2 protein-coding genes are annotated in these 1,183 nt (G+C 72.0%); one reads left to right on the top strand and one right to left on the bottom strand.

The features are described from left to right. Window positions 1-61 precede the first annotated feature (61 nt). Complete coding sequence (locus tag ACWEVO_RS36810; RefSeq protein WP_452311995.1) at window positions 62-550, bottom strand: hypothetical protein; 489 nt, start codon at window positions 548-550, stop codon at window positions 62-64. A 453-nt stretch (window positions 551-1,003) separates the two neighbouring features. Here ACWEVO_RS36810 and ACWEVO_RS36805 point away from each other — a divergent pair. Then, window positions 1,004-1,183 (top strand): hypothetical protein (locus tag ACWEVO_RS36805; RefSeq protein WP_452311994.1); only part of this gene is annotated, 180 nt, incomplete at its 3' end.

Raw genomic sequence — 1,183 nt, 5'->3', positions numbered from 1 at the left:
GCGCCCGCGCCGGCTTCAGCCGGCGCGGGCGTTCTCCGCCACGGGATGGTGTGGCGGCGATTCAGGACACGACCGTGCCGCGCCGGCGGCGGCGCACCATCACGTACGTGCCGCCGGCGACCGCCGCGACGGCCAGCGCACCGCCGGCGACCAGCACCCCGGTGTCCCCGTCCTTGCCACCGGCACCCGCCTGGGCGCCGCCGATCGGGGTGACGGTGAACGTGGCCGAGCCGCCGTTGCTGCCGTTTCCGCAGGTGGTGGTGACCGTGTAGGTGCCGAGGGTGAATCCGGCGGTGAAGAGTTCGGCGCTCAGCCCCCCGCCGGTGGCGGCCGTGGTCGACCGGACATTCTCGTCCCGGTTGGGTCCGGTGACATGGAAGATCGCATCACCGTCCTTCGGGTTGCATTCCGTGGTGGTGAGCACGACCGTGCCGCCGACCGGGGTGGTGGCTGGTGAGACGGTGGTGTCCGCGAGCGCGGCGGCCGGGAGCAGCAGTGCGCCGAGGCCCACGCCGACCGCCGCCGATCCGAGAACTGACTGTGCCTTCATCCGCGTCTTCCCTCACTTTTCGTCCGCTGTCTGCGTGGGACGTCGTTCGGGTGGCCAACTCCGTGACTAGCACCGGTGTGGCCAACACTAGGAGGGTTGGGACGGTGACTCGGCGTAATTGAGAAATCTTCGTTGCCGTCCCGTGTTCCCGGTCGGGGCGCGGAGCGGCGGACATGCCCGACCAGCCCGCCCATCGGGACGCGGCGGTTCCCACCGCGACGCACGGTACGTCCGCCGCAGGCACCGACCGGTGCACCTGTCTGGTTCGTCCCGCCCCGCGATTCGCCGGGCGGACTGCCGTTCGTCGTCCGGAAAGGACCGCTCGCCGCAGCCGACCGACCATTCCCGGCGACTGTGCCGTCACTCAGCTCGCGGCTGTGAGCAGGGAGAACTACAGTCGGCAGGAGCACCACCGGATAGATCGCCACTCATATCGCGGTGAGGAGCGAGCCGATGACCAACCCGCACGGCGTCGAGGTCACCGGCGCCCGCCACCCCCGCTACGACGAAATCCTCACCCCCGAGGCGCTGGCGTTCCTGGCCGATCTGCACCGCACCTTCGACGCCCGCCGCCGGGACCTGCTCGACCGGCGGCGCCGCCCCCCCGCCGCGCGGGGCGGCGGCGGCCCCCCG

The organism is Micromonospora sp. NPDC003776 (assembly GCF_053605645.1).
Note: the sequence above shows the minus strand (reverse complement) of the source record. Positions and strands in the feature narration are given on the sequence as shown.

Excerpts from the sequence above, each read along its gene's own strand:
- ACWEVO_RS36810 (WP_452311995.1), bottom strand. The coding sequence starts at position 550 with ATGAAGGCACAGTCAGTTCTCGGATCGGCGGCGGTCGGCGTGGGCCTC.